Origin of the sequence: Arthrobacter sp. 9V, from assembly GCF_902506065.1 — a bacterium.
GTDB lineage: Bacteria > Actinomycetota > Actinomycetes > Actinomycetales > Micrococcaceae > Arthrobacter.
The window spans coordinates 1-1,731 of record NZ_LR732956.1; the positions used below are offsets into that span (position 1 = coordinate 1).

The following is a 1,731-nucleotide window of genomic DNA, read 5'->3' on the forward strand; positions in this document are numbered from 1 at the left end:
ACTCGGAGCGGTCGTGGACAACACTGTGGACAACCCTGTGGGAACCTCCGTGGCAACGAGGCTTCGGAGAACTCTCCGGAGCCACCGACGATCCGCCGGAGACGACCCTGTCCCGAGTGCGGTCGCCGAGGACGCCACGGCATGTCCGACCCCGCGGGACGCACTCTCGTCCGGCAGCGAACGCACGACACGACCCCTGGAGACGAGCGCGACATGACGATGCCGGCCGACCCCGTCGAGGACCTCTGGTCATCCGTACTCCGAATCCTCGCCGAGGACCCCCGCATCACGCCGCAGCTCCACGGGTTCCTGAACCTGGTCGAGCCGAAGGGCGTGCTCGCCGGCACCCTGTACCTCGAGGTCCCGAACGACCTGACCCGCGGCATGCTCGAGCAGCGAATCCGCATCCCGATCACCGAGGCCGTCGCACGCATCGGCGACGACTCGGTCGCGAACTTCGCGATCACGGTCAACCCGGACATGGCGTCGGAGCCGCGGGTGGACCCCAGCGTGCCGGAGGACGCCGAACCCGTGCAGGAAGCCGTCGAGCAGAGTGCCGCGCCGCGTCAGTACATCGAGGCGCCGTTCGTCCCGAGCCAGATCGACTCTCCCGGCACCAGCGGGCGCCCGGAGTCGCGGCTCAACCCGAAGTACAACTTCGACAACTTCGTCATCGGCTCGTCGAACCGGTTCGCCCACGCCGCAGCCGTCGCCGTCGCCGAGGCACCGGCCAAGGCCTACAACCCGCTCTTCATCTACGGGGACTCCGGACTGGGCAAGACCCACCTGCTCCACGCCATCGGGCACTACGCCGAGAGCCTCTACCCGGGGATCCGCGTCCGCTACGTGTCGAGCGAGGAGTTCACCAACGACTTCATCAACTCGATCGCGAACAACCGGTCGAACCAGTTCCAGCAGCGCTACCGCGACATCGACATCCTGCTGATCGACGACATCCAGTTCCTGGCGGACAAGGAGGCGACGGTCGAGGAGTTCTTCCACACCTTCAACACGCTCTACAACAACAACAAGCAGGTGGTCATCACCTCGGACCTGCCGCCCAAGCAGCTCTCCGGGTTCGAGGACCGGCTGCGCTCCCGCTTCGAGTGGGGGCTGATCACGGACATCCAGCCGCCGGACCTCGAGACGCGCATCGCGATCCTCCGCAAGAAGGCGCAGTCCGACCATCTGCAGGTGCCCGACGACATCCTCGAGTTCATGGCGTCGAAGGTGTCGAGCAACATCCGCGAGCTCGAGGGCACCCTGATCCGGGTCACCGCGTTCGCGAGCCTGAACCGGACGGCCGTCGACATGGCGCTGGTGCAGACGGTGCTCAAGGACCTGATCACCCTCGACGAGGACAACGTCGTCGCGCCGACGGACATCATCAACCACACCGCGGAGTACTTCAAGCTCTCCGTCGACGACCTCTACGGCTCGTCCCGCTCCCAGGCGATCGCCACGGCACGACAGATCGCGATGTACCTGTGCCGTGAGCTGACGAGCCTGTCCCTGCCCAAGATCGGGCAACTGTTCGGCAACCGCGACCACACCACGGTCATGTACGCGAACAAGAAGATCACCGAGCTGATGAAGGAGCGTCGGTCGATCTACAACCAGGTCACCGAGCTCACCAGCCGCATCAAACAGGACCGCCGCTACCGCTGAGATCGGCGGGTTCCCGGACCCATCCACCATCTGAGACGGTTCCATGGGCCGGAGTTCTCACAG

General features: G+C 65.5%; 1 protein-coding gene. It reads left to right on the forward strand.

Going from position 1 to position 1,731, the window contains the following annotated elements; genetic code table 11:
* Positions 1 to 213: 213 nt before the first annotated feature.
* Positions 214 to 1,668, forward strand: coding sequence for a chromosomal replication initiator protein DnaA (gene dnaA / locus BACI9J_RS22725; protein ID WP_159736652.1), 1,455 nt, complete (start codon positions 214 to 216; stop codon positions 1,666 to 1,668).
* The last annotated feature ends 63 nt before the right edge of the window (positions 1,669 to 1,731 follow it).

Coding starts and splice junctions, on each gene's coding strand:
- dnaA (WP_159736652.1), top strand. CDS start 214: ATGACGATGCCGGCCGACCCCGTCGAGGACCTCTGGTCATCCGTACTC.